General features: G+C 43.2%; 23 protein-coding genes. 10 read left to right on the forward strand and 13 right to left on the reverse strand.

Features of this window, described 5'->3' with window-relative positions; translation table 11 throughout:
* Positions 1-36 precede the first annotated feature (36 nt).
* Positions 37-1596, reverse strand: a complete 1560-nt coding sequence (locus QNI08_RS10440) for a glutathione ABC transporter substrate-binding protein (RefSeq protein WP_285767360.1) — start codon at positions 1594-1596, stop codon at positions 37-39.
* A 244-nt stretch (positions 1597-1840) separates the two neighbouring features.
* Between QNI08_RS10440 and nikC the strand changes: the two genes are divergently transcribed.
* The 7 genes from nikC to QNI08_RS10475 all read left to right on the forward strand — a co-directional run bounded on the left by nikC (position 1841) and on the right by QNI08_RS10475 (position 8532).
* Positions 1841-2710: a nickel transporter permease gene (gene nikC, locus QNI08_RS10445; protein ID WP_285767505.1), complete on the forward strand. Its 870-nt coding sequence runs from the start codon at positions 1841-1843 to the stop codon at positions 2708-2710.
* Between the two features lie 12 nt (positions 2711-2722).
* Positions 2723-3643, forward strand: a complete 921-nt coding sequence (gene nikB / locus QNI08_RS10450) for a nickel ABC transporter permease (protein ID WP_285767361.1) — start codon at positions 2723-2725, stop codon at positions 3641-3643.
* A gap of 11 nt (positions 3644-3654) precedes the next feature.
* Positions 3655-4680: an ABC transporter ATP-binding protein gene (locus QNI08_RS10455; RefSeq protein ID WP_285767362.1), complete on the forward strand. Its 1026-nt coding sequence runs from the start codon at positions 3655-3657 to the stop codon at positions 4678-4680.
* Positions 4677-5666, forward strand: coding sequence for an ABC transporter ATP-binding protein (locus tag QNI08_RS10460; RefSeq protein WP_285767363.1), 990 nt, complete (start codon positions 4677-4679; stop codon positions 5664-5666). Before QNI08_RS10455 ends, QNI08_RS10460 begins: the two co-directional genes overlap by 4 nt.
* 80 nt (positions 5667-5746) lie before the next feature.
* A complete protein-coding gene (locus tag QNI08_RS10465; protein ID WP_285767364.1) occupies positions 5747-6514 on the forward strand; it encodes a sensor histidine kinase in 768 nt (255 codons plus the stop codon).
* A complete protein-coding gene (locus tag QNI08_RS10470) occupies positions 6511-7209 on the forward strand; it encodes a response regulator transcription factor (RefSeq protein ID WP_285767365.1) in 699 nt (232 codons plus the stop codon). Before QNI08_RS10465 ends, QNI08_RS10470 begins: the two co-directional genes overlap by 4 nt.
* 3 nt (positions 7210-7212) lie before the next feature.
* On the forward strand, positions 7213-8532 hold the full coding sequence (locus QNI08_RS10475; RefSeq protein WP_285767366.1) for an SLC5/6 family protein: 1320 nt from the start codon (positions 7213-7215) through the stop codon (positions 8530-8532).
* 49 nt (positions 8533-8581) lie between these two features.
* On the opposite strand, the gene QNI08_RS10480 is transcribed toward QNI08_RS10475, so the two are convergent.
* Positions 8582-10675, reverse strand: coding sequence for an Ig-like domain-containing protein (locus QNI08_RS10480; RefSeq protein WP_285767367.1), 2094 nt, complete (start codon positions 10673-10675; stop codon positions 8582-8584).
* A 251-nt stretch (positions 10676-10926) separates the two neighbouring features.
* Entirely contained in the window at positions 10927-11184 is a 258-nt protein-coding gene (locus tag QNI08_RS10485; RefSeq protein ID WP_285767368.1) for a hypothetical protein, read from the reverse strand.
* Positions 11185-11362: 178 nt separating this feature from the next.
* On the opposite strand from QNI08_RS10485, the gene QNI08_RS10490 reads away from it, so the two are divergent.
* Positions 11363-11794, forward strand: coding sequence for a MarR family winged helix-turn-helix transcriptional regulator (locus QNI08_RS10490; RefSeq protein ID WP_285767506.1), 432 nt, complete (start codon positions 11363-11365; stop codon positions 11792-11794).
* A gap of 63 nt (positions 11795-11857) precedes the next feature.
* Here the strand turns inward: QNI08_RS10490 and QNI08_RS10495 are convergent, their stop codons facing one another.
* From QNI08_RS10495 to QNI08_RS10525, 7 genes are all read right to left on the reverse strand, one after another.
* Positions 11858-13321: a protein adenylyltransferase SelO gene (locus QNI08_RS10495; RefSeq protein ID WP_285767369.1), complete on the reverse strand. Its 1464-nt coding sequence runs from the start codon at positions 13319-13321 to the stop codon at positions 11858-11860.
* A gap of 396 nt (positions 13322-13717) precedes the next feature.
* Positions 13718-14476: an ABC transporter permease gene (locus tag QNI08_RS10500; protein WP_285767370.1), complete on the reverse strand. Its 759-nt coding sequence runs from the start codon at positions 14474-14476 to the stop codon at positions 13718-13720.
* On the reverse strand, positions 14469-14900 hold the full coding sequence (locus tag QNI08_RS10505; protein WP_285767371.1) for a hypothetical protein: 432 nt from the start codon (positions 14898-14900) through the stop codon (positions 14469-14471). Before QNI08_RS10505 ends, QNI08_RS10500 begins: the two co-directional genes overlap by 8 nt.
* Positions 14901-14911: 11 nt before the next feature.
* A complete protein-coding gene (locus QNI08_RS10510; RefSeq protein ID WP_285767372.1) occupies positions 14912-15700 on the reverse strand; it encodes a hypothetical protein in 789 nt (262 codons plus the stop codon).
* Entirely contained in the window at positions 15690-16580 is an 891-nt protein-coding gene (locus QNI08_RS10515) for an ABC transporter ATP-binding protein (protein WP_285767373.1), read from the reverse strand. Before QNI08_RS10515 ends, QNI08_RS10510 begins: the two co-directional genes overlap by 11 nt.
* A gap of 92 nt (positions 16581-16672) precedes the next feature.
* Positions 16673-17083 carry a hypothetical protein gene (locus QNI08_RS10520; RefSeq protein WP_285767374.1) on the reverse strand — a complete coding sequence of 137 codons (411 nt, stop codon included), beginning with the start codon at positions 17081-17083 and terminating at the stop codon, positions 16673-16675.
* A gap of 267 nt (positions 17084-17350) precedes the next feature.
* Positions 17351-17500 (reverse strand): hypothetical protein, encoded by a 150-nt coding sequence (locus QNI08_RS10525; RefSeq protein WP_285767375.1) that lies wholly within the window; start codon positions 17498-17500, stop codon positions 17351-17353.
* Between the two features lie 297 nt (positions 17501-17797).
* Here QNI08_RS10525 and QNI08_RS10530 point away from each other — a divergent pair, with 297 nt between their 5' ends.
* Together QNI08_RS10530 and QNI08_RS10535 are read left to right on the forward strand one after the other, a co-directional pair.
* Positions 17798-18490, forward strand: a complete 693-nt coding sequence (locus QNI08_RS10530) for an FHA domain-containing protein (RefSeq protein ID WP_285767376.1) — start codon at positions 17798-17800, stop codon at positions 18488-18490.
* Between the two features lie 106 nt (positions 18491-18596).
* Positions 18597-18911 (forward strand): hypothetical protein, encoded by a 315-nt coding sequence (locus tag QNI08_RS10535; RefSeq protein ID WP_285767377.1) that lies wholly within the window; start codon positions 18597-18599, stop codon positions 18909-18911.
* 607 nt (positions 18912-19518) lie between these two features.
* Here QNI08_RS10535 and spoIID read toward each other — a convergent pair.
* The 3 genes from spoIID to QNI08_RS10550 form a co-directional block, all read right to left on the reverse strand.
* Positions 19519-20565 carry a stage II sporulation protein D gene (gene spoIID, locus QNI08_RS10540; RefSeq protein ID WP_285767378.1) on the reverse strand — a complete coding sequence of 349 codons (1047 nt, stop codon included), beginning with the start codon at positions 20563-20565 and terminating at the stop codon, positions 19519-19521.
* Positions 20566-20660: 95 nt separating this feature from the next.
* Positions 20661-21752, reverse strand: a complete 1092-nt coding sequence (locus QNI08_RS10545; protein ID WP_285767379.1) for a GerAB/ArcD/ProY family transporter — start codon at positions 21750-21752, stop codon at positions 20661-20663.
* A gap of 224 nt (positions 21753-21976) precedes the next feature.
* Positions 21977-23212, reverse strand: coding sequence for an MFS transporter (locus QNI08_RS10550; protein ID WP_285767507.1), 1236 nt, complete (start codon positions 23210-23212; stop codon positions 21977-21979).
* Between the last annotated feature and the right edge of the window lie 208 nt (positions 23213-23420).

Genomic DNA, 23420 nt, shown 5'->3' on the forward strand with positions numbered 1-23420 from the left:
ATCCGCTGTATGCCGCCTTCTCATTTGCTCCATTCCTTACTGAACGGTTATGTCATCGAGCATTAAATAATTTGCCGGGTTCAGCCACAGCCCTTTAACCGTTTCGCCATAAACAGCGAGATGCTCATAGTTACGGATCGGAACGTACGGCACCTCTTCCCGTTCGATTTCCTGTGCCTTCGAATAAAGCTCCTTACGCTTGTCGCCGCTTGATTCCTGACGCGCCGCTTCGATCAGCTTATCCACCTCAGGATTGCTGTAAAATGAGCTATTGCCGGCAGCACCCTGCGATTTGCTGTCAAACAGATTGAATTGATTATAATCCCCGTCGCCCGTCGCATTGCCCCAGCCGCCTATGGAAACCTGATGCTCACCCTTGGCTGTCGCGTCAATGTAAGCCCCATACTCCAGAACTTGTATGTTCACCTTGATTCCAATACCTTTTAACTGGGACTGGATCACCTCTGCCATGTTGATTCGTTCCTTACGGTCACTTGTTGTTAACGTAATCTCCATACCTTCCTTGATTCTGGCTTCCTTCAATAGCTTTTTGGATTCATTTATATCATAATCGTATCCTTTTATATTCGGGTCATAGCCGAAAACCTTAGGGCTCATCGTTGAATTGGCCTTCGTGCCCACATCGTTGTATACCCCTTTGATAATGGAATCGACCTCGATCGCATGCGCGACCGCTTTTCGGACACGCACATCATCGAACGGCTTTTTCTTGACATTGAAGCTTAAATACTCCACGGCAAGTCCTTCGGTGCGATACAGCCCCATCGTGTCCGAGGCCTCGATACGCTCGATTTCCGTCACGGGCACTTGGTCGGTCACATGTGCTTCACCCGTTTCGATCATCGCGATTCTCGTTGCATCTTCAGGAACGACCTTGAATACGACGCCATCGATCTTCGGTTTTTCTCCCCAATAGTCTTCATTCTTTGCCAGTTCGATCGCTTCTCCCGATTTCCACGATTTGAAAACGAATGGTCCTGTCCCAACCGGCTTTTGGCCAAGTTCATAACTATGCTCTTTTATCGCCTTAGGACTCAGGATGCTTCCTTCATTACTGACCAATATCGATAGCAGCGGAGCATACGGATATTTCAGTTTGAACTGTACCGTCGTATCATCCACTACCTTGATTTCCTTGATCATTTCCAATTTACCGGCCTGCGGTGAAGAGGTTTTCGGGTCCAGTAACCTGTCGAAATTCATTTTTACCGCTTCAGCATTGAATGGTGCCCCATCATGGAACTTCACGCCCTCACGCAGCTTGAACTCCCATGTCAGATCATCAAGCTGCTTCCATTCCTTCGCGAGCAATGGCTGTGGTTTCATGTCCTTGTCCTGAACGACCAAGGTTTCATATACCTTCTCATAAACGACGTTTGCCGAAGGAATGTCCGTAATGAAATGCGGATCAAGCGTCGTCGCATCTGAGAGGCGGGCAACGACCAATGTCCCGCCTTCTTTCGCTTCCCTTTCCGGTTTCTTGCTGCTGGTTTGATCGGATGATGTACATCCGGATAAAACCGCCGAGATACATAATAACGCTGCAAATAGTAATCCAGTCATACCTTTTCTCATGATTGCTGTTCCTCCCTTTCATACTTCCCTTTGTTATCCATGAAGCTTTTTACAATGAGTACATCGGGCATAATCAAATTATAAGAAAAAACAAAATTTTATATTTTCAGAATCTTTACTCATTTTTTTATTATCTTTACTGCTTTCCGGCATCATATTTACTTCAATACCTATTTTGAATAAATTAAATGAAAGAAAAGGAGGAACTGCCATGAAGCCAGAGGTTGTAATCAAGAATCCCGGAATGAAGCTAAACAAAAACAAATCTGCAAAACTACAAAACTGGAAAGCATTTTATAAAAAGTTCAAAAGAAATAAATTGGCATTGGTAGGCGGATACATTGTACTTTTTTATATTTTATTGGCCATTTTTGCACCTGTCGTTTCACCGCAGGACCCGTATGAAATCGATTTGGTGAATAAACTTCAGCCTCCGACAACAGAGCATTGGATGGGGACGGATGATAAGGGAAGAGATATTTTGAGCAGGTTATTATACGGGACCCGCCTTTCCTTGACGGTGGGATTCGTTTCCGTTTTCTTCGGCGCCATCATCGGCATCCTGTTGGGGCTGACGGCCGGTTATTATGGAAAATGGATCGATACGGTCATCATGAGGATCGTCGATGTCCTGCTCGCCTTCCCGGGAATATTGCTGGCCCTTGCGATCATAAGCGCCCTTGGACCAAGCTTGATCAATGTAATGGTGGCGGTCGGGGTGTTTTCAATTCCGATGTTCGCCCGGATCGTAAGGGGCTCCACACTTTCGGTCAGGAAGCTTGAGTACATTGACGCCGTTCGTGCATTGGGAGCCACCGACCTCACGATCATATTCAAGCACATTTTCCCTAATATCCTTTCACCTGTCATCGTTCAAGCGACCTTGCGCCTGGCAACGGCCATTCTATCGGCAGCCGGCTTGTCGTTCCTCGGACTGGGAGCGCAGCCCCCTTCACCGGAATGGGGAGCGATGTTAAGCAGCGGACGGGACTATTTGTTCAGCGCTCCGCATATTGCATTATTTCCGGGGATCGCCATATCCACACTTGTACTTGGCTTCAATGTCTTCGGGGATGGATTGAGGGACGCACTGGACCCAAGAATGAAAAAATAAGGAGGAGAGAACATGTTCGTATTCATCGTCCGGCGCATTTTGCAAACGATACCGGTATTGTTAGGAGTTAGTTTAGTCGTCTTCCTCATCATGCAGATGGTTCCCGGTGACCCGGCAACCCTGCTTGCAGGTGAAGGTGCGACCAAAGAAACGATAGAAATGATCAGGCACCAGCTTGGATTGGACCGCCCCATCCTCTATCAATATATTGATTATGTGATTCATGCCGTACAAGGCGATTTCGGTGAATCCCTCCGCAGCAGCCGTCCAGTTCTTGACGAAATCATGGTCCGCTTGCCCGTTACCCTTGAACTCGCACTTGCCAGTATTTTCATCACCGTCGTGCTTGGAATGGTGGCCGGCATCATTTCGGCGACCAAGCAATACTCTGCCGCTGACATTTCCATCATGATCGTTGCTTTATTAGGAATCTCCCTGCCTAGCTTTTGGTTAGGGCTGATGCTCATCTACTTTTTTTCCGTCAACCTTCAGTGGTTTCCCGTATCAGGCTGGGGAACCTTCAGGCACATGATCCTGCCTGCGATTACACTCGGCGCGGGAGGAGCGGCGATCGTCGCCAGGATGACCAGGTCAAGCATGCTTGAGGTCGTTCGTCAGGACTATATACGTACCGCGAAAGCCAAAGGCTTGAAGGAGCATGTCATCATTTATAAGCACGGGCTGAAAAATGCGCTGATCCCCGTCATTACGGTCGTTGGCCTCCAGTTCGGCGCACTCCTTGGCGGCACCGTGCTGACCGAATCCGTATTTGCCATCAACGGACTTGGGCGATTGATCGTCGATGCCATCAGGACGAGGGATTTGCCGATGGTCCAAGGCGGCGTCCTGATTGCCTCCGTCATCTTCGTATTCATGAACTTGGCCGTGGATGTCCTCTATCGATACTTTAACAAGCGAATAGACTTAAACTAGGGAGGTACGTGATGAAACAGGTTGATGAAACAATACTCGAGGTGAAAAATTTACACACCCACTTTTTCACGGACGAAGGAACGAGTAAAGCGGTGAATGGCATCAGCTTCACCCTGAACAAAGGGGAAACGCTTGGAATCGTGGGGGAATCAGGAAGCGGAAAAAGCATCACCTCCTTATCTCTGTTAAGGTTGATTCCATCCCCTCCCGGTAAAATCACCGGCGGCAGCATCCTTTTCAAAGGCGAGGATCTGCTGGCCAAGACGGAAAAACAAATGCGGGCGATTCGCGGGAACGAAATTTCGATGATCTTTCAGGAGCCGATGACCTCATTGAATCCGGTATATTCAGCAGGGGAGCAGATTGCAGAAGCGATCCGGCTCCACCAAAAGCTCGGGAAAAAGGAAGCGTGGAACAAGGCGGTCGACATGCTGCGGCTTGTCGGGATTCCTTCTCCTGAAAAAAGGGCCAAGCAGGAGCCGCATGAACTGAGCGGCGGAATGAGGCAAAGGGTCATGATCGCCATGGCACTCGCCTGCCACCCTGAGGTATTGATCGCGGATGAGCCGACGACGGCGCTTGACGTGACGATTCAGGCCCAAATCCTGGAACTGATCAAAACGCTGCAAAAGGATTTCGGCACGGCGGTGATTTTAATCACGCATGATTTAGGTGTCGTCTATGAAACATGTGACAGGGTAGCGGTGATGTATGCCGGTAAAATGGTTGAATACACCCTGGCGAAAGAGATTTTCACGAACCCTAAACATCCTTACACCATCGGATTATTGAACTCCCTTCCCCGCCTCGACCTGGATCAGGAGGAATTGACCACCATCCCTGGGACCGTGCCAAGTCCGTACGATATGCCCAAGGGCTGCAGCTTTGCACCACGCTGTGCACATGCGAGGCGCATTTGCGAACAAGCCGTACCGGATCTCGAATCAATCGGCCCCGATACGAAGGTCAGCTGCTGGATGTATACCCCGCAATGGGAAAAAGAATATGAAGCGGAAAAGAAAGTGGGGGTTCAATGATGGGCGCAGCAGTGGAAGGCAAGAAGGTTTTGCTAAAGGTAGATCAATTGAAGCAATATTTCCCGATCAAGGGCGGTTTTTTCGGCAGGACCGTTAATCATGTAAAGGCCGTCGACGACATCAGCTTCCATATTTATCAGGGGGAAACACTGAGTATTGTCGGTGAATCCGGCTGTGGCAAATCGACGACCGGACGGGCCATCCTTCGATTGGATGAGCCGACAAGCGGGCACATACATTTCCAGGGCAAGGACCTGCTCAGTTTGGGAAGAAAGGAAATGAGGAGTACGAGGAAGGATTTGCAGGTCATCTTTCAGGATCCCTTCGCCTCCCTTAATCCCAGGCAGACGATCGGGCAAATTCTCGGAGAAGCCTTGGCGATACAAAATGTAGTGCCTAAAGGACATCGCAGGAGCAGGATTGAGGAATTATTGGGCCATGTCGGCCTGAGACCGGAAGCATTGGACAGATATCCGCATGAATTCAGCGGCGGTCAAAGGCAGCGGATCGGGATCGCCCGGGCACTTGCCGTCGATCCGAAGTTGATCATCTGCGATGAAGCGGTCTCTGCACTCGATGTCTCCATTCAGGCACAAGTGCTGAATCTCTTGAAAACATTGCAGCGGCAATTCGAGCTCACCTTTCTATTCATATCGCATGACCTAGGTGTCGTTCGTCACATTTCGGATCGCGTCATGGTGATGTATCTAGGTAAGATCGTCGAAATCGCCGACAAGAAATCGATATTCGAACAGCCGCAGCACCCATATACCCGGGCTCTGCTGTCCGCGATCCCTGTACCGAATCCTGTGCAGGAAAGGGAACGGATCCTCTTGACGGGGGATGTCCCCTCACCGATCGACCCGCCGGGCGGCTGCCGCTTTCATACACGTTGCCCGTTTGTGATGGACATCTGCAAAACGAAGGCACCGGAACTGAAACGATCAACACAAAATCATCAAGTCGCGTGTCACATTGTGTCATAAGCTGTAGATTTCCGCGAAAGTCTTTAGTAAGATACACATAGACAAATGGCTTCTAAAAATATAACCAGCAGAGGTTCTCCATGCTAAGTTACGAGGGTTTCACCATCATCATCATGCTCTTCATTTTAGCTCCCATCATGGGGGCTATCGCGCTTTTATTTCTATTCATCTTCGAGAAGAGGATTGACCTGCTTGAAAATAAAAACAAAGAGATCCGGCTGGAGCAAGCACTGCAGGAGGCACAATATAATAAGCTGAACCAGCAGATCCAGCCGCACTTTTTGTTCAATACGCTGAATGTCATTTTAGGCTTGGCCCGCCTGGACAGGAAGGCCGAATTGATCCGGGCCCTGGAGGCATTTTCGCAATTCCTTAAATTCAAATACAAAGCATCCGAGCCATTGATTCCCCTTGCCCAGGAAATTCAGTACACGCAGCATTATCTCGACATCCAAAGCCTTCGCTTTGGCGACCGGCTTAAGATCGGTATGTCGTGTCCCGATCACTTGACGATCGCACTGGTCCCCCCTTTCATTCTCCAGACATTGGTGGAGAATTCATTCAAGCACGGTCTGGAAAAAAAGGTGGGCGAAGCCCTTCTTCATATCCAATTCCATCTGGAATCGGAGACGGTGTATCTGTTGGTGAAGGATAATGGGTTCAGCGGGAATGACACTTCCGCTGCAGAGGAAGGCGGACATGGCCTCGACAATATCAAAAAACGTTTATACTTGTATTTCAGCACCCGTGCACAATTAACGATCGCTTCTGATGAATGCGGCACAAAGGTGGAGGTTTCATGGCCACTCGTTTTTGATACGAAATCGGAGGAGGCAGCACCGGAATGAATGTATTATTAGTCGATGATGAACCATTGGTGCTTGAACAAATGGAATATATGATCCAGTCGATTTTCCCTTTTTGGAAGTTCCATAAAGCCGCTGATGCTGTTCAAGCACTTACACTCAACCAGAATCATAAAATCAACCTCGCTTTCCTGGACATCAACCTTCCAGGGCGATCGGGCCTTGAATTTGGTGAAGATTTGCGCACGCTCAATAAGGATGTGGAAATCATCATGGTCACCGCCCATCAAAGCTTCGATTATGCCCAGCAATCCATCAGGATCGGGGTCGTTGATTACTTGACGAAACCGGTCATCGAAAGTGAATTGCATAAAGTGCTATCCAAGTATCAAGAAAGCGGCGCTACCCAGAACTATTCAACCCTGATCCAACATTCGCTATCATTCATTCATGAAAATTATGCGGACAAAATCTCGCTTTCGGACATCGCCCGTGAAGTGCATACGAACCCGACATATTTAAGCCGGAAATTCCATGAAGAGGTCGGCACCTCCTTTTCCGAATATTTAATGCACTATCGAATAAAAGCCGCTAAAAGGGCGTTAACCGCCAACACGAACTGGAGCATTTCGGATGTCGCCGAAAACTCCGGTTTCAACAGTCAGCATTATTTCAGCACGTTATTCCGCAAAATAGAGGGAATTACACCAAAGGAGTTCCGCGAGAAAGGAAAATGACCATTGCGATCACGGACATTTCAAGAATACGTACAAGGCCCGATCCAAATCGGTATGGGCTTGGGCATCATTTCCCTCCTGGCACGCTGGGTGACGGGAACCACCATTTTATCTTCTCCTGAATCGATGGTGAAGTACGGCGTGTTCGGAGGAATTGGCTACGCGATCATGGGGGCCGTCGCCCTGTTCATGTTCAGCTTCATCGGCAAGCGCGTCCGCCAGGACTTCCCGGATGGGCTGACGATGGGGGATTATTTGAAAACAAGGCTGCATCCATTGGGATATTGGATCATGCTTACGATTCTGGTCATCACCAGCTTGCACATTTTATTCATCCAGGGAATGGCCGCTTCCACCCTATGTCTGTTCCTGTTCGATACACCGCTCTATGTCGGTTTATTTTTCTTTTTCGCTTTTTGTATCTTTTTTGCAGGCTTCGGCGGGCTGAAGCTCATTCATGGCTTCGCAGCTTTTCAAGTCGTTTTCATGTTTGCCGCCGTCATCTTGATTCCTTTATATTTTTTCGTCAAAGAGGGCATCCAGCCCGTTTATGATGGCATCCGCCTTTACCATCCCTATATGCTGGTGATCAATAAGTATGATTTATGGAGCTTCATTTTTGCCGGTCTTCTTGTCGGCTTCGGCCAATTCTTTTTAGACCTGACGTCATGGCAGCGTTTGTTCATGATTGAACTGAAAAAGGTGCCCTTAACCTTTTCCCTGTCAGGCCTGATCTGGCTCATATTCCCGCTCTCGTTTTCTTCCTTGTTCATCATGGTGATCTTTACAGGCGGCTTCACGGATATTCACTCCATTTTAGAAGGACTGGCAAACAAGATTACGACGCCATTCTTTTTCATCTTGTTTGTCCTTTGTGCTTTCAGTGCCATCACCTCTACATTCGGGGCCTGCCTGCATGCATTGGTCAGCTTGATTGTGGCCAATATGATCGAGCCCTGCTTGAACCAGGCGAACGACCAGCAAAAAATCAGGATGGCCTATCTTTTATCCATCGCTGTCGGCATCCTGATTTTCCTGGCCACACTCTTTTATTCCCCAAACCTGCTGGAGCTTTTATTTTATTCCGGGAATATCTATTCGGCCCTGCTGGCACCCATTCTCGTAATCGTATTCAGCAAAGGGAAGGTCGCAAATTTCATTCCGATAAGTGCAGTCCTGGCCATCGCCTCCTCCTACATCATCCAGCCTTATGCAAGTGAATTTCAAAGCATATGGTTCAGCGGCTTGGCATCATTCGCGATTATCGTCGTATGCATGATCATCAGCTTCATCAGGAATTCAGGGGAGCTTCGCAAAGACTAAAAAAAAGCTGCCGACATCATGTCGGCAGCTTTTTTCCTTCCCTGGAATGCTATTTTTTTGTGAAATTCACCTTATTCAAGCCGGAAATATTAATGCGATCTCCATTTTTCAGCGTGGTCGTTACACTTGTTACCATGTAATCATCACGTTCATTGGAGAGGATTTCATTTACAAGTAAATAGTCTCCCCTGTAAATGAATAAATTCCCTGCTGAACTTGGTGTCGTTATTTTATATCTTCCCGCTGCTATATCTTTGCCGACTGTCCAGTATCCAGCATGCAGTGTATTCGATTTAACATGGGATACTTTGGTGAACTGTACACTGTCCAGTCCGGCTATTTCAATACTGTCCCCCGATTTAATATCCGTAGTAACAGCCGTTACACTATAACCATCATCTTCATTTGATAGAATTTCATTTACATAGCGATCGTAGCTATTATCCGCGATAAATAAATTGCCGCTGCCCGATTTTGTCGTGATTTTATAACGTCCTGCCGGCAAATTTTTGCCTGCCTTCCATTTTCCTGCACTTAAACTTTTACTATACGGCACATAAATCGTGGTGACGCTTGATTTTCCATTTACAGTAGTCGCCGTTATTTTGGCCGTCCCAACTCCCATAGCGGTCACTTTCCCTTTACTATCGACCTTCGCTATTTTTGTATGGGACGATTTCCACTTCACCGTTTTATTCGTTGTATTGCTCGGACTAACAGTTGCGGATAAGGCCAAGGTTTTACCTTTTAACACAGTCGCGGAAGTTTTGTTCACTTTAATTGATTTTGCCATGACCGGGGCTGTAACGGTGACCTTCACCTTTGCATCCTTTGCCCCTTTAACGGTTGCCGTAACGGTAGTTGTCCCTTTTTGTTTGCCAGTGACCTTCCCTTTGCTATCGACGGTGGCAATTTTGGTATTAGCGGACTTCCACTTCACCGTCTTGTCTGTGCTATCAGAGGGTGTCACCGACGCAGTCAGGATTCCTGTCTTGCCTGCCATGATGGACAAGCTTGATTTATTCACCTTCACCGTTTTCGTCGAAACCTTCACGGCAACGGTTTTCATGACCTTCGTGTTTGCTTTGGCAGTCGCCGTTATGGTTGCCGAACCGTTTGCCAATCCTTTTATATTGCCTTTTGAATCGACTTTAGCGACTTTGGCATTCGAGCTTTTCCATAAAATCGTTTTATTCGCAGCATTGCCTGGAGCTACGGTAGCCGTTACTTGAAAAGTTTGGTTATTCGAGATGTTCAAAGCTGTTTTACTTAGCTTCAAACTAGTCGGTACAATATCCGTCACCGTCACTTCGATGCTTTTCTTAATGGAAGCATCACCCTTTGCAGTAGCTGTGATGGTTGTCCTGCCGGCTTTAACTGCTTTGACATTTCCTTTTCCATCCACTGTCGCAATTCTGGAATCACCCGCAGTCCAGCTCACATTTTTATTAATGGCACTGCTCGGGTACACCGTGGCCTTTACTTGTGCGGCTTGGTTCACCACCAGGGTCAGACTAGGCTTACTTAACGTGATACTTTTAGGAACAAGGATTTTTTCTTTAAAACTCATCGTACCGATCAATGAAGAGATGTAGATTTTATCCCCTGTTAAAGCCTTGTACTCATAAGGCTCTTCATAACCATAGAGGCTAAAGGAACCTTTTCGGTCATATTGGCCATCTAAAATATCAATATACGCCATATCATAGTATTCCGCAGGATGGTCAATCTCCAATGCATAAGTACCTGCAGGAATATCGGTGCCTATCTCATAATAACCGGCGGATATATTTCTCAAATCCACTTTCGAGATTTGCCTGACGTCCATAGTGGACGCCCCATCGTATAAATTGATTTCTATTTTATCTCCAGCCTTTAAGCGCACCGTAAAGCGGGTAGGTGTATACCCCTCATCACTAAGCGTTTCATTCACCACTTCGTTCGTATCCCTCGTAATGGTAATGATTGCAGTCCCTCTTGCAATACTGAATTCAGCCAAGCCAGCGGATATTCCCTCACCTGCTGTATACATCCCTTCACTTATTGAATCAGTATCTGCAGCTTGTACCGCACTACTGCCCCACCCAAGCGAAAGCGATAGCATCATCACGAAAATCATCTTGAACCATACGTTTCTCTTCATAAAAAATAGACCATCCTTCTTTAATATTTTTCTTCAAGCCGTCCTATAAGTTTATCGACAGCAAATCCGATAATTTCATTATGTATTAATTCGCTGGAATTGTATGGATAATCAAGAGAATAGTTCAGAAGAATGCTCTGCGTGTTTGTGTCGTATCTACTGCATGCTCTTTATAACAGCTTCATGGGTAAATTATGAGTTTAGAGCATTTTCTCGAAAGTTTTGTGCTCAATTTCAGAGTTTCAGAGCTTTTACTCGCGAGTTTGGCGGCTGGCTCTAAATTTTGGTGCCTTACTCGCCAATTTCGCACTCTTACTCGCCAATTTCAGCGATTTTCTCGCCAATTTCGGCGTTTTACTCGCGAGTTTGGCGGCTGGCTCTAAATTCTGTGCCTTACTCGCCAATTCCGGTGCCTTACTCGCCAATTTCGGCGTTTTACTCGCGAGTTTCAGCGATTTACTCGCCAATTTCGCACTTTTACTCGCCAATTTCAGCGATTTACTCGCCAATTCCGGCGCTTTTCTCGCGAGTTTGCTTTACCGGTCGATTCAGGATGCTTCCTTTACAAGATGTGAAAGATTTCGTTAGAATGGAGGCATATAAGATATACAGCTAAAGGAGGGTTCACTTTTGTCGAACCAGCATCAAGGCACAGCGACAGATTCGCAGCAAGATTTCGTCTCGGCAATGCGGGGGCTGGGGACGCGGACGATCCTTTATCAGCAAAAGGTCGCCACCTCGCTCGGTTTATACAATCATGATTTCATCGCCGTTGATATCCTGCGTGAAACCGGTCCGATTACTGCTGGAGAACTTGCCAAAAAAACAGGCCTCACCACCGGCAGCATTACGGCTTTGGTCGATCGGCTTGAAAAATTCGGATACGTCCGCAGGCAGAATGATCCCAATGACAGGCGCAGGGTGATCATCGTTCCTGATTATGAAGATAAGGAAGAAGTTTACAACACATATTTGCCGCTGCAAAATGAAATGATTACTCTCGTTTCAACCTACACACCAGAAGAGCTTGAGCTCATCACACGGTTTATGGAGAAAGCCAGCTCCGTCCTCGATGGGCAGATTCGGGAGCTCACTTCGAATAAACAAGGAACTAAATGATGGGCAGCCATATGAAAAGACGGTATCCTGCAACTTCGGGATACCGTCTTTCTTCATCTTCTATCATGTTCCGCAATAGGTCCGGTAAGGCGTTGTTGATACAGGGAGTGTGGTGTATTCGGCTTGCTTGGCGGAGTGCTCATAAGGGGTTGAAAGAGCCTCCATAAGCCGATCCATCACACTGTAATCTCCATTTTCCACGGCAGCGGCGAGGGCCTCTTCGACCCGGTGATTCCGCGGGATCACCGCCGGGTTGCTGCTTTGCATCAGCTGGATTGCCGAGTCTTTCGATTCCTGCTGCCTGCCCAGTCTCGCCTTCCATAGCTCATGCCACTGAACGAATTCCGGTGCACCGAAAAGGACCGTTTCCTCCATTGTATCAAACGTTAAAGCGCGGAATGTATTCGTATAATCAGCGCCATGCTTCTTCATCATGCTGAGGAGCCCATTGATTAAGGCTTCATCCTGTGTTTCTTCATTGTACAGCCCCAGTTTCGCTCGCATCCCAGCCAGCCAATGGGTGTGATGTCGCTCATTGAAAGCTGAAAGCTTCTCCTGGGCGAGCTTGACAGCCTCGTCCAGATCCTCATGCAGCAACGGCAATAGGGATTCTGCGAACCGCGCAAGATTCCAGCCGCCAATCACCGGCTGATTGCCATAGGCGTAGCGGCCTTGGGTGTCGATCGAGCTGAAAACGGTAGCAGGGTCATATGCATCCATGAAGGCGCATGGGCCATAATCGATCGTCTCACCGCTGATCGTCATGTTGTCGGTGTTCATCACCCCATGAATGAAGCCTACCAGCTGCCATTGGGCAATAAGCTTAGCCTGACGGCCGACCACTTCCTCGAACAGTGAAAGATACCGGTTCTCCGCTGCTTCAATGTCTGGATAATGACGCTCAATCGCATAATCAGCAAGCGCCCGAAGTTCCTCGACCGTGCCCCATTTCGCGGCGAACTGAAAGGTCCCGACACGGAGATGACTCGCAGCGACACGGGTCATGATGGCCCCGGGCAGCCTAGTTTCCCGAATGATCGATTCACCGGTCGTCACCACTGCCAGACTTCGGGTCGTCGGAATGCCAAGTGCATGCATCGCCTCGCTGATGATATACTCCCGCAGCATCGGCCCCAGTGCCGCACGCCCATCTCCCCCGCGCGAATACGGCGTTCTTCCCGGACCCTTCAGCTGGATATCGACCCTCCCGCCTTGAGGAGGGATCTGCTCGCCTAGCAGTATGGCCCGGCCGTCACCCAACATGTTAAAATGCCCGAACTGGTGCCCCGCATACGCTTGAGCAAGAGGCGATCCGCCTTCAGGTGCCTCGTTTCCGGCAAACACCGCCACGCCAGCTTCGCTTTTCAATGCTTCCACGTCCAACCCAAGCGATAACGCCAACGGTTCATTGAGGATGACCAACTCGGGTGAGCTTACAGGAGTCGAATTCGTGCTCGTGAAAAACTTTTCCGGAAGACGGGCATAGCTATTGTCTAAATTCCATCCTGCTTCATTACTCTTAGTCATGGCTTCTCCTTTTCTCGTTTTGTCATTTTGTATGAATGCTCGTTCTCTCATCATTTCAGCTATATACCATACTTAAAACCAAAGAATGCAGTCATTTTTAATGTCTGCTTCTGCCAATTTATTATACCGTTTCCATATGAAAATGGCTCTTTTTAAGTATGGGTGAATGTCGTTGGCCACTCTCTGCGGTTCAGCAAATTCATTTAGTTTACTATTATTTGATTTAATTTAGGTTTCTTCTTGAAATTCCAGACAAAAGTATGTAAATTTAACACAGTTGGATTTATATTTAAAAAGACACTCTATTAGACCTTATCTAAAACCAAAAAGTGAAATCACCATTCGCTGATTTCACTTTTTAATGCAAGATTTCTCCCATTATAGGTGCCCAAATAATTAACTAGGTATTGAACATTTCTTTATATACTGATAAGCAATAAAAAGAATAGCACCAATACAACCTAATTGAAAAAAGATGCTCCAAGTTAATGAAGGGTAATTTAAATCTGGGACAATGATATAACTTCCTTCAACTAAGTTTGAAAAGGTTATCGCTAAAACACCCTTTTGATTAAAGACAATAAAATATTTAAGTAAACCTTCATTAACGTGACTATATATTGCGGGTTCAAAAAAACTAAGAAAGAATACCATCAATACGCTATACATAACATTTTTAGTTATAAGAGAAAGAACAAACGCTAGTTCTCCCCAAAAAAAACAAATTAGACTAACTACGAAAATTTGTGTAATAATCTGAACACTAAATATTTGTCCAGGCGCTCCTACATAAAGGTGCACTACTATACTAAGAAAAGTAGTCAAAACTGTTATGAGAAAACTGAATAGTAAAATGTATAACGATTTATAGTATAAAAACTTAACTCTACTATAAAAACCTATAAGCAAATGTAAAGTATTCCATGAGTACTCCTGATAACTAAGAAATGCTCCTAAAATAACAAACGATATTGTACCAAAAACTGTAAGTGACAATAAAAAAACTGAACTGAGATAACTAGATATCTTTAATTCAACATATGGAAATGGATCAAAAACGATATAAATCATAAATAAAAAGGTTAGACCTAGACTAATCCAAAGCAGAATATTATTCTTTATTTTTATGGATTCTGCTTTTAACCAGTTATTCATTATTAAGCTCATCCCCATTAATAATAATCCTAGTATTTTGTTGTCCACTATTTAAAACTAATTTAATGTTTCCTTCTCCTGACAAAGATTGAAATGCACGAATTGCATTTCCTTTTATTTTTTCAGAGAATACCTTTTTTCCGTTTGAGTTAATTACTATACATTCTATTTCACTCCTAGATTGATTGTTCTTTATTGAAATAGTATTTTTTTCTTTTAATAAAGTTTTTATATCAAGCGTTTTCTCTTTACGAAGATTACCAGAGATACTCAAATCCGCTACTAAATATTCAGAGTCTTTTAAATATGTTGTATTAATTTCAATCCCATCCGTAGTCATATTTCCCATATCTTCAGATAAAATATTTATCAAGATTAGACCAATTAGCAAGATACCACCTATTACTATTATTATTTTTTTCATATTAATATCCCCTATGCCTTAAAGTCTCTTTTTACAACAATTATTATATGAATAATTAACATGGATAAGATTATGGCCGTAATTATTAACACACTACTTCCATAAGAAATCCAAGTTGAATGACTAAATTGGACTTGAGGATCACTTGTCATATTCTTAAATGAATAACCTATTAAGGACGCATAATATTCATTCAAAGTAAAATATTTCAGAATCGGTATATAGATGGATATTCTTTCGAGCAATATAGGAAAGACTATTGCAATTAGAATACCACCATATACTCTTTTAGTTAATGTAGCTCCTAAAAAACCTACCATGGATGAACACAAAAGAATACTATAACAGCAAATCAGTTGCAGAAAAAGCGTTTTCCAATCCATATAAAAAGCCCGCTGATTACCTACAAATAATCCCTCCAACACTCCAAGGAAGGTCATAAATAATACTAAGCACATTGTACCTAAAAACAATGTTTTTATTTTAATAAATACAGATTGGATTCTGCCCACATTTACAATCACATAAACATTTGTATTGTGCTTATAATCAATTCCTGAGATACAAGCACCTAAAACTGCCCCAGGAATAAAACCTACCAATGATAAAAGTAATAAATTAAACGAAGTCATATATTGTATAGACAATAACTCTGGTGTGTAATATCCCGATTCACTATTAAATGCTTTCTGGAAAAACATAAGTAAGAAAAAAACAACAAATACACAAATGATAAAGAGGGGTTCTGTTGCTCTTTTCAGTTTTAAAATTTCACCTTTTACTTTCTTACTAATCACCATTATCACCACCAGCATACTGATGGAATCTATCTACTAGTGATTTCTTTTTTAAATTGTACGAACTAGGATATATGCCTTCTTCATTTAGTACTAATAAGTAATGCATATAATCTACTTTCACCGGAATCACTAACAAATTACCATGTTGGTTATACAAATAGCCTTTTTTTTCGAGTGCATTTTTTCCTTTTTCAATATCTTCAACCCTTATTTCAATATTAAGTATCCCTTCATTTAGAGTTGCCATTTCTCCACTGTCAGCAAGTATCCCCTTTTTTAGAATAATATAGTCAGTTAAAACATCCTCCATTTGAAGAATCGAATGACTGGAAAGTAAAATGGTTTTCCCTTGATTTTTTAATTCTAGGATCATATTTTTCAACCATAAAACTCCATCTAAATCTAATCCATTTGTTGGTTCATCTAGTATAAGAAGCTCTCTATCATTAGCTAATACAGTCATGGCTACCTGTAATCTTCTCTTCATACCTAAAGAAAAATCATTAGCTTTCTTTCTTGTATCTTGAATTGAAACAGTTTTTAATATTTTTGAAATTTGATCATATTTAGGGGATTTACCTTCTTGTAATATGGAGATTTCCAAGTTTTCTCTAGCACTTAGATTTGGATATAGGGCAATATTTTCTGATAAAAAGCCGATTTTCTTTTGCCCACCTTTTGGAACTTCACCTAAAACTTTAATTGATCCAGCTGAAGGGAAAATAAGTCCAGTAATTAGTTTATTTAGTGTTGTTTTACCGGCACCATTTTTTCCTAATAATCCTACAATCCTTCCTTTGTTTATTTCCAAGTTTATATCATTTAATGCCCTAGTATTTTTATATTCTTTACTTAAATTTATTAATTCTATTGTCTTCATAATCATCCTCTTTTTTAATATTAATAGGACAACTTATGTAGATTAATGATTTTAATCTAACAAAAATTGTCCATAGAGTTTAACTAAATTCATTATGGTTTTCCAGTAGCAGTTATACCTTTTGTCGTACTCTGAAGTCCAATCGAGAAACTACTAGAAGATATCCCCAGAACAAACTTTGCCTGAGAATAAGCTTTAGCTTGTGTGGTATTAATTGTGGAAGTCCAATATGACTGAGTATTACTAAATGACCAGGCTACACCTGTACTGTGCTGTTGAGATACTTTATTATGCTTAGTAACTTTTTTTCCATTAGAATCATACCACCCTAAGACTCCGGTTTTAAAAATCTTCACTCCAACCCAAGAATAATACTGTTGGTAATTACTTGTAGATTTCGTTGCTGCGGAGGCTTGATTAATGTTTCCTGAAATAAAATTACTAGACAAGAAAATAGCAACCGCAAGCATACTATATGCCGATATCCTTACAATATATCTCACTTTTATCACTCCCTACCATTTTATGATAATTATACCATATTAACCTCAATATTAGGTATATTATATTAAATTTAAATAAATTTAATTAAAAAACATATATTTTAAGTGATAATAGTACTAGTTAAGGGTGAGTTAAAAGACAGAAATTTTGTTTAACTAAAAAGTAATTACCATAAAAAAACCCACCGTTGATCCGGTAGGCCTGAACTTATTATTTTTAACCGATGTCACTTCCGGCATTAATTTCAACGTCATCCCCTGCTATCCTCAATTCAGAATAGCCAAGGTGATGAAGGCAATGCCAAATATGCAGTACAGACTGAGGGTAAGGGGCTGGGGGTAAATGATGTAAACCATCATGCTTGCGATCATCAGCAGGATGCTGTAGGCATTGATTTTATCTCTCCACATACTCATCTTTGGTCAACTCCTTTTTGTTTGCGTTTTGGACGCAGAACCATCCTCACGGCTGCCTGAATGAAACAAGTCGCTGTTTCACTTTTCATGGGGCAAATCGTTCTTTCCCGCTTCAACAGCGTTTATTTACTGGGGTGCCTTCGTGCCTAATTTTACTTTTCATCAATTTTTCGTTAGGATGTATGCGTCTGATAATTTATAATTATAGGATTGCCGCCATGAATTAGCCATGTAGCCAAAATGATAAGTTCATGAAAATAAAATGAATATTCAGTTTTTTAAGGGGAAATGAAGGAAATGTTCAATAAAACGTTCAAGGTTGTCCTGAGAGCCTTGCATAAAGGTCAAACCGAGGAATTCGCCTATGTATATGAAGGGAAAAGCTTGTTGATTGGACGTGCAAGCCAGCACTCCAAAGCTGATTTCAGGCTTTATAATGACTTCGTTTCCAGGGAGCATTGCCGGATTTATCTATTGGAGGGAAAGCTTTTCATCGAGGATTTGGCAAGCAAGCACGGAACCTCCGTGAACCAGGTGCGGCTAGTCCCTGGTCAGCCCTGCCCCATTGAACCGGGCGATGTCATCACTTTGATTAACGGCTTAATTGAATTCATGATTTCGATCGACAACGATTTAACAAGGGATTTCACGCCATTGAATCCAGAAATGCAGCGAACGGTCATCATCAATGAACATCTTCAAACCGTGACCATCAATGAGGAAGCGCCCATTAAAATGCCGACGAAGGAGTTCAATTGCTTTAAGCTGCTTCATGAGAACTTGGACAACCTCATTTCAAAGGAAATGATCGTCCTGCATGTATGGCCCGAAAGAGACGGCGATCCCGAGCAAATGGTATCAGCTGAAGAAATCGCCTCACTCCTCTACAGGGTGCGGAAGCGGATCAACGGCCATTTTACGATCAAAGCCGTCATACAAAAAGGATATTATATGGAATCGATCCTATCCATCAACCTCTCGGACCTTTAAGGGTTCAATCATGAAATGAAAAGCATCCATCCAGTGGATGCTTTTCATTTTGGAGGAAATTATCTCCTTTTGTTGAATATATATTCTTAAAACAGGAGGTGAGTACGTGGAGGTTAAAAATAGAACGTTATACGTTTTGGAAATCATGGAAAATGGGGAACATCATTCTTTTGATTATGAAACCGAAAATGAAGCCTATCATGCATTTGAGTTCCTTGTGAAAACATACAAGGATAACAGGATCCTTGATAAGGGACCTGTCATTACCGCGGATGATATCACCCAATTGAGCATTTGCAAAACTCCATCAGATTCTGAACCAACATGCGCAATCGCAAACTACTCGCCTTTTGAATGGTTCAAGGATATACCTGAAGAAATCATGCTCTCCGCTAAAATTTACCACGAAAATCTAAAATGATCACGAAGTTAGGCATCCACTTGAGTGGGTGCTTTTTTATTGGAATGAGATGCATGCTTTTACTTGTTTTTCAGACCATAAAAAAAGGCCGCATCTGCAGCCCCTCCTCAATAGGGAGACAGAACAACCGTGAACTGTTCTGTATTTTTTATTTGTTTAATCCGCTCAGTCCCTTATATTGAAGAAGGCGATTGAGGGCACTTATGAAATAATGCAGAAAAAAGTAACCGAATAATATGATCGAAGGCAAGGGATTGGTGAAGATCGTGATAAAAACAAGACCAAAAACAAGAAAAAGGAAGGAAATCATAAAGTCAGATTTGTAACGTTTTTGACCTTTCAACATCATCACCTCTCACTTATTTTACCATTAGTCATTATAACCGGAAATGCCTCAGTCTCAATAATTTACAAATAAATTCTTGACCAAACGAATGATCATTTTTGGAATGAAGGTCAAGATCGAAAAAACCCTTTTTTTCCTTTCTCTTCCCTCTTGCCACTTTACGATCCTCTTTATCTTTCATGATTTTGTTGAACGACGATTCCTCCATAAACCTGCTTATATGCGATAAGAAAAAGAACAGCCAAATCATTGACGATTTTTTTACTTTTTCACATACATGTTGTTTATAAAGGGCTCAACAGAAGAAATGGTAACATCCTGGTAATAATGATGGACGATATCCTGATAATTCTTGCCCTCTTGTGCCAATCCGTTAGCACCATATTGACTCATACCTACCCCATGACCATTGCCCTTCGTATGGATAATAACCTGTTCCCCTTCCCTTTTAAAGGTAAAATCTGAAGAATTAAGGTTCAGCTTATCTCTGATCGTTTTTCCGCTATATTTCTTATCGTTGATTTCAATAAGCTTGATTCGATTTCCTTCAGATTTTGCAAGAACATTCCCGATATCAACATCATCATTCAATGTTGTGCCCAGCAACTCTTCAAATTTTGCTACCTGGATGATCGTCTGATGTTGAAATTTAGGAGATTGCAGATCCCAAGGACTATCAACGCTTTTCAAATAGGGCGTTTTGTTTCCCCAATAATCCTCGGAATTCTCGGTAAATCCATTACTGGTTGAAAAGAAGGAAGCATCAATTGGTTTCTCATCATAGGTAATAATTTGCCCTTTTGTGGCTGCGACGGCTTTCTGAACTTTAGATAGATTTGATTGATATTCCTTTCCCCATTCAGCAGCCAGCTCTTTCTTGTTTTTAAAGACTTGGTGGAATTGAAAATTATCGGTTATATCCGAACCTTTTGGTACATTAATGTTGGAATTAGAAAGCATTTGTTTTACCAGAAAAGTCCTTGCTACTAAAGATTGAGCCTTTAAAGCCTCCATATCAAACGAAACGGGCATTTCGGATGCCACAACACCTGCAACGTATTCTTCCAAAGGAATATGCTCAATTTCTTTAGTCATTGTCCTATAAACGGCAACGTCGATGGATGGTTCAGCCGATTTTTTATCAGGACGATCTTTCCTGTTCGTTGCTTGGGCATAATCCTGCTTGGTTGATGCATCAATATGCTTTTTGGGGCTGGTTGAAAATGAAAGCACTAAGATAGATGGCACTACTAACGTTATAATGATGGTTGTTAGCACGATCCACATCAATGGTCGGAATTTATTCATCTTACCTCCTTATGATTCAATCATTTTAGAAAGGGTATGAATAAAATTGACCTTATATGACCAATCGTCTCATCCTAGCTAAAGGCATTCTCCTTTTAAAAGCGTTTCTTTAATTTTTTTGCCTTTAAGATTACAAATAACAGCGGCAGGTATACAACAATGAAGCTGACGCTGTATGGATTGATTATTTTGTTTAGTACATACAATAAATCGATATCGTAATAAAGGATATTGACGATGATGATGATGATGGACATGATCCACAAAGGATATTTTTGCTGGACATTGAAGACGCGCTTGAAGCCCCTGCTGGCAGCCCACAGCGGAATGACCATGTTGGGGATGAGAATGATGGCCCACCAAGAGATGGTTATGTACTCGAACCGCTGAATGAAGGGCAATTCAATGATGCTGGTCAGGGTTAAGGTTGGCCATAGGGTAAGCGTCAGCAGCTTGAGCGGATAAAAGGCGATCGAAACGAAATAGACCAATAAAGCCAGTATGGTAGTGGTCAATGCCCCTCCATGAGCAAACTTCTGCGAGGTTTCAGCTTTTTTTATGAACGGATAATACATCAATAGCATTTCAAAACCAAGCAGCGTCAAGGAGATGCTTCTGGTTCCTTTCAAGATGTCCAGGAAGGAATGATCGAATATAGGAAGCACTCCCGTGAAGTCCGAATATCTAATCCCATAGAAAGGAAAGAATAAAAGCCAATAGGAAACGATCACTGTAATAAAGGTGATGCCTGTAACCGTTCGGAATCCGCCGGAAATTACGTAATAAATGAGGATGAGGAACACCGAAGCCAATGCCCACGAAGGAACATCATCAAACATCCACACATGGATGACACGTATATATCCGACGATGATTGTCATTCCCAGAATAAAAAAGTACAGTATGAACAACAAACTGAAGAAATTGCCGATCCACTTGCCAAACACATGATGGTTGGCGTATACAATATCACCCGGAACCATTTCGAAAATCTTATAAATGAGCCAAATCAATAGATGAATGAGCAGCCCTGCGAGAAGTATGGAGATCCAGCCATCGGTTCCTGTGAACTTCGCCAATTCCCTTTGAAAGCTCAACGCTCCTAATCCCGTTTGCATGCCATGCATAATGAAAAACACATAAAACGGCGATACCTTATACTTAACATTGATAGTAGCTTGGTTCATATAAGACCCTCATTTGTATCACTGTATTCTAATGTTCTTAATTTGGCTGTTAGTCTAGCTGCTTATTCAGGAAATTGATATATGACTTATGATCTGGCGGAAAGGAGGATAAAAAAACTGCCAAAATGGCAGCGTCAGTTGCTTGCTTTTATGATCTCCAGGGACGTTTGATTTCTTGAATGGTCGCTTTAGTACAGACAGGCAACTCCCTTTTGTGTGTATCCTTATAGATTTCGAGAATTCGGCATGTTTTCACCTATGTAAGCATGATCGATGATCTTAAAGTAAGGGTGGAGCAGTCCCAGCAAAGATACCGCACTAATCATGAAGCCTATTACCATGTATAGAGGCCGTATCCCCCAAGTTTCACTCAAAAAACTGCCTGCAAGCACTCCCAATGGCATTACACCCCGGATAATGAAAAGACGGACAGAGGAAACCTTGCCCATTAATTGATTTGGCACGGTTTGTTGAAAAATGGTCCTGTTATGGACACCAAAAAACGCCATTGCCACCCCGGCAATTGTTTCGGTGATTAACGCAAAAGCAATGCTTTGGTTAAACCCTAACGAAATGAATGTTAAGCCCCCTATGACCAAGGCTCCCAGCATTACACCCCTGCGACTTTTATGATTGATTTTCCCGACAACCATCGAACCGATTACATAGCCTAATGGGAAGCTTGCCATAAAATATCCATACTCTGCATAACTGCCCGATAATTCCTTTGTGATATAAGGAAGATTCACTACCATTGTCACCCCCACTCCCAATTGAACAAAGGCCAAAAAGATTCCTAACCAAACCATAACCGGTTGTTTAAAGAAATAAGATATTCCTTCACTAAATTGTTCCAGCCAGGACTTCCGTACATGCTGAAGCGTCCTTACCTCGTGGATAAAAAGCAACAGAATTCCGCTTACGATAAGCACCGTACAAACAAAAATCAGTGTTGGCATAACACCTGCTTGCTCTATGACGACCCCGCCTAAAATTGGCGCGGAGAATGTCATTAGCCTGACTGTGCCTTCGATATAAGCATTAGCAGCCCTTAATTGGTCTTTAGGGATGATCGTGGGTGTAATGGCTTGATTGGCAGGTGTATAGATAGGGGTGATTAAGCCTGTTATGATTTGGACAGCGAAAATATGCCAAGGCTCGAGGCTTCCCATCGCTAAGGAAACAAGCGGAATCAGGAAAATCACCCCCCTAGTCCATTGAGAAACGATCATTAACCACTTCCGGCTCCATTTATCAATAAATGGACCAATGAGCAATTGCAGGATAAGGGATGGCAAGAAATACAAAAGCCACATGCTCCCCAGTGCCATCGTCGAATTTGTAAGCTGATAGATCAGAATCGAGTTACAAAAAGTGCCGAAAGCACCTCCTAATTCAGAAATAACATTCCCCAGCCAAACAATAAGAAACTGCCGGTTCGTGAATAATTTGTCATTCATCATCCCACCCCTTTGCCATACATCCACGTTCAGCTAAACTGTTTTGTTAATCATAAAGAAAGGAGCTGCCGATCAGCTCCCATTAAAGAAGGTAAGCGCCCGTTCATGTTAAGAACGGAAGCCATTTATGTTTTGGTTCGTGCAATTTGATGGCATGCCAAGATAATCAGCGTTGTGGAAAAGCAGTTCGCCTTCCCCTTCATAATGA

Source organism: Peribacillus folii (assembly GCF_030271255.1).
Classification (GTDB): domain Bacteria; phylum Bacillota; class Bacilli; order Bacillales; family DSM-1321; genus Peribacillus.